Annotated in this window: 4 protein-coding genes; all 4 read left to right on the top strand. The window is 72.4% G+C overall.

Annotated features, from left to right (window positions below):
• Nucleotides 1-234 (top strand): flavodoxin-dependent (E)-4-hydroxy-3-methylbut-2-enyl-diphosphate synthase (locus AB0F62_RS42550; RefSeq protein ID WP_361812229.1); only part of this gene is annotated, 234 nt, incomplete at its 5' end.
• Between the two features lie 130 nt (nt 235-364).
• Nucleotides 365-1210: a GNAT family N-acetyltransferase gene (locus AB0F62_RS42545; RefSeq protein WP_361812227.1), complete on the top strand. Its 846-nt coding sequence runs from the start codon at nt 365-367 to the stop codon at nt 1208-1210.
• 14 nt (nt 1211-1224) lie between these two features.
• Nucleotides 1225-1758, top strand: a complete 534-nt coding sequence (locus AB0F62_RS42540) for a GNAT family N-acetyltransferase (protein ID WP_361812224.1) — start codon at nt 1225-1227, stop codon at nt 1756-1758.
• A 70-nt stretch (nt 1759-1828) separates the two neighbouring features.
• Complete coding sequence (locus tag AB0F62_RS42535) at nt 1829-3517, top strand: proline--tRNA ligase (RefSeq protein ID WP_361812221.1); 1689 nt, start codon at nt 1829-1831, stop codon at nt 3515-3517.
• Nucleotides 3518-3732 lie beyond the last annotated feature (215 nt).

Raw genomic sequence — 3732 nt, 5'->3', positions numbered from 1 at the left:
CTGCGGGTCGCGGTGATGGGCTGTGTCGTCAACGGTCCGGGTGAGGCGCGCGAGGCGGACCTGGGGGTGGCCTCGGGCAACGGCAAGGGGCAGATCTTCGTCAAGGGCGAGGTCATCAAGACCGTGCCGGAGTCGAAGATCGTGGAGACCCTCATCGAGGAGGCCATGAAGCTCGCCGAGCAGATGGAGGCCGACGGCATCGCCTCCGGCGAGCCCTCCGTCTCCGTCAGCTGACCCTTCCCCGCCCGCGTCCCGGGTCCCTCGCGGTCCGGGATACGGGCGGGCACGGGCGGAACAGGCGTTCGCGAGGTAAGGTTCGGGGACTTCCCCCGACCGCTGCGGCCCGTACGGTGAGGCGCCCCACGTGTTGACGACCACGACGACCAAGGTCATGGAGCCCGGCGAGCTGGACGCCGCGCTCGCGGTGCTCGACCGCGATCCGGTGACCAACGCGTTCGTCGCGTCCCGGGTCGCCGTCGCCGGTCTCGACCCCTGGCGGCTCGGCGGCGAGATGTGGGGCTGGTACTCCGGCGGACGCCTGGAGGCGCTCTGCTACGCCGGCGCCAACCTCGTCCCGATCTGCGCCGGACCCGAGGCCGTACGGGCCTTCGCCGAACGGGCACTGCGCGCCGGGCGCCGCTGCTCCTCCATCGTCGGCCCCTCCGCCCCGACCTCCGCCCTGTGGTCGCTGCTCGAACCCAGCTGGGGCCCCGCCCGCGAGGTCCGCGCCCACCAGCCGCTGATGGTCACCCGGGCGCTGCCCGCGCAGGTCGAACCCGACCCGTACGTCCGGCGGGTCCGGCGCGACGAGATGGACGTGATCATGCCCGCGTGCGTGGCCATGTTCACCGAGGAGGTCGGGGTCTCCCCGCTCGGCGGCGACGGCGGCCTGCTCTACCAGGCGCGCGTCGCCGAACTCGTCGCCGCCGGCCGGGCGTTCGCCCGCATCGAGGACGGGAAGGTCGTCTTCAAGGCGGAGATCGGCGCCGTCACCCGGCACGCCTGCCAGATCCAGGGTGTCTGGGTTGCCCCCGAGTACCGCGGCCGCCGTCTCTCCGAGACCGGCATGGCCGCCGTCCTGCACTACGCGCTGCGCGACGTGGCCCCCGTGGCCAGCCTCTACGTCAACGACTTCAACGCGCCCGCGCGGGCCGCCTACCGGCGCGTCGGCTTCACCGAGGTCGGCGCCTTCATGAGCGTCCTGTTCTAGTAGTGTCGCCGCCCATGGATGACGTGGCGGTCGAGCCGATCGACCTGGCGGCACGGGTGGACGAGGCACTGGCCGTCCAGGCGGTGGCCTTCGGACTGGGAGCGGACGAGGTCGCCATCCGCCGGCAGATCGTGCTGCGACACCTGTGCTTCCCGGGCGTCCGCGCGCTGGGGGCGCTCACCCCCGACGGACGGCTCACCGGCTTCGTGTACGGCATGCCCAACAGCCGCACCCACTGGTGGTCCACGGTCGTCGAGCCGTACCTGCGCCGTACCGGCACCGACGAGTGGCTGGACGACTCCTTCACCATCACCGAACTGCACGTCCACCCCGAATTCCAGGGCCGCGGCATCGGCCGCGCCCTCATCACCACCATCACCGACGGCGCGGACGAGCCCCGCAGCATCCTGTCCGCCATCGACACCGAGAGCCGGGCCCGGCGCCTCTACCGCGCCCTCGGCTACGCCGATCTCGCCCGGCCCGTGCACTTCCCCAGCGCGGCCAGCCCCTACGCGGTCATGGGCGCCCGCCTGCCGCTCGCACGGTAACGCGTTTCCGGTGGCCCGGCACGGCTCGATATCCTCGCGGGAACGGTACGAAACCCCCTGGAGAGCCCCCATGGTCCTGCGCATGTCCCGGCTGATGCTCAAGACGCTGCGCGACGACCCGGCCGACGCCGAGACCGCGAGCCACAAGCTCCTGGTCCGGGCCGGATACGTCCGCCGCTCCTCGGCGGGGGTGTGGACCTGGCTGCCGCTCGGCAAGCGGGTGCTGGAGAACGTCTCACGCGTCGTCCGCGAGGAGATGGACGCCATCGGCGGCCAGGAGGTCCTGCTGCCCGCGCTGCTCCCCCGGGAGAACTACGAGGCCACCGGGCGCGCCGACGAGTACGGCGACCTGCTCTTCCAGCTCCGCGACCGCAAGGGCGCGGCCTATGTGCTCGGTCCCACGCACGAGGAGATCTTCACCCAGGTGGTGAAGGACCAGTCCACGTCCTACAAGGACCTGCCGGTGATCCTCTACCAGATCCAGACCAAGTACCGCGACGAGGCCCGGCCCCGTTCCGGAGTGCTGCGCGGCCGCGAGTTCCAGATGAAGGACTCGTACTCCTTCGACACCACCGACGAGGGACTGGCCGAGGCCTACCGGCTGCACCGCGAGGCCTACATCAAGATCTTCTCGCGGCTGGGCTTCGACTTCCGCATCGTCTCCGCCGTCTCCGGCGCCATGGGCGGCTCGGCCTCCGAGGAGTTCCTCGCCCCCGCCGCGGCCGGCGAGGACACCTTCGCCGACTGCCCCGCGTGCGACTACGCGGCCAACACCGAGGCCGTCACCACGGTGGTGCCCCCGGTGGAGGGCGGTGTCCACCCGCCGCTGGAGGAGGTCGACACCCCCGACACCCCGACCATCGAGACGCTCGCCGCCCACCTCGGCGTGCCGGCCTCGGCGACCCTGAAGAACCTCCTGGTCAAGGTCGACGGCGAGATCGTCGCGGTGGGTGTCCCCGGTGACCGCGAGGTCGACCTCGGCAAGCTCGCCGAGCACCTGGCCCCCGCCGAGGTCGAACTCGTCACGGCCGAGGACTTCACCGGCCGCCCCGACCTCGTCCGCGGCTACGTCGGCCCGCAGGGCCTCACCGGAGTCCGCTACCTCGCCGACCCGCGCGTCGCCGCGGGCACGGCCTGGGTCACCGGCGCCAACAAGCCCGACACCCACGCGCGCAACGTCGTCTGCGGCCGCGACTTCGAGGTCGACGAGTACCTCGACGTCGTGACCGTCCAGGCCGGCGACCCCTGCCCCCGCTGCGGCGCCGGCCTCCGCCTGGACCGGGCCATCGAGATCGGCCACATCTTCCAGCTCGGGCGCAAGTACGCCGACGCCTTCGAGCTCGACGTCCTCGGCCAGAACGGCAAGCCCGTCCGGGTCACCATGGGCTCCTACGGCATCGGCGTCTCTCGCGCCGTCGCCGCGCTGGCGGAGCAGACGGCGGACGAGAAGGGCCTGTGCTGGCCGCGTGAGATCGCCCCGGCGGACGTCCACGTCGTCGCGGCGGGCAAGGCGCTGCAGACGGAGCTGGCCCTGGAGGTCGCGGAGAAGCTGCACGCGGCCGGGGTCAGGGTCATCGTCGACGACCGTGCGGGCGTCTCCCCGGGCGTGAAGTTCACCGACGCGGAACTGCTCGGGGTGCCGACGATTCTCGTGGTGGGGCGCGGGGCGGCGGACGGGGTCGTCGAGGTCAAGGACCGGCGGAGCGGGGAGCGGGAGGAGTTGTCCGTGGGGGATGCGGTGTCCCGCCTTTCCGCGTAGCGAGTGCGGGGCGGTGCGGTTTGCTGGTGCCCGGTTGTTGTGTGCGGGTCGTTTGCGCCTGCGGCGGGCCTCCACCCGCCCGCCCGCCCTCCCCCAACCTTCGGCCGGGGGTGCCCCCATCCGGCGCGGTCAGGCACCGCGCCGCTGCGTGTGTGGTGGGCCGGGGTCGGGGCCTCCGGGGCTGGGCATTCTGGACCGCATATTTATGTGCATGG

This window comes from Streptomyces sp. NPDC026673 (genome assembly GCF_040638135.1).
In the GTDB taxonomy this organism is placed as follows: domain Bacteria; phylum Actinomycetota; class Actinomycetes; order Streptomycetales; family Streptomycetaceae; genus Actinacidiphila.
The sequence above is the reverse complement of the archived record's forward strand: the minus strand, read 5'-3'. Positions and strand labels throughout refer to the sequence as shown.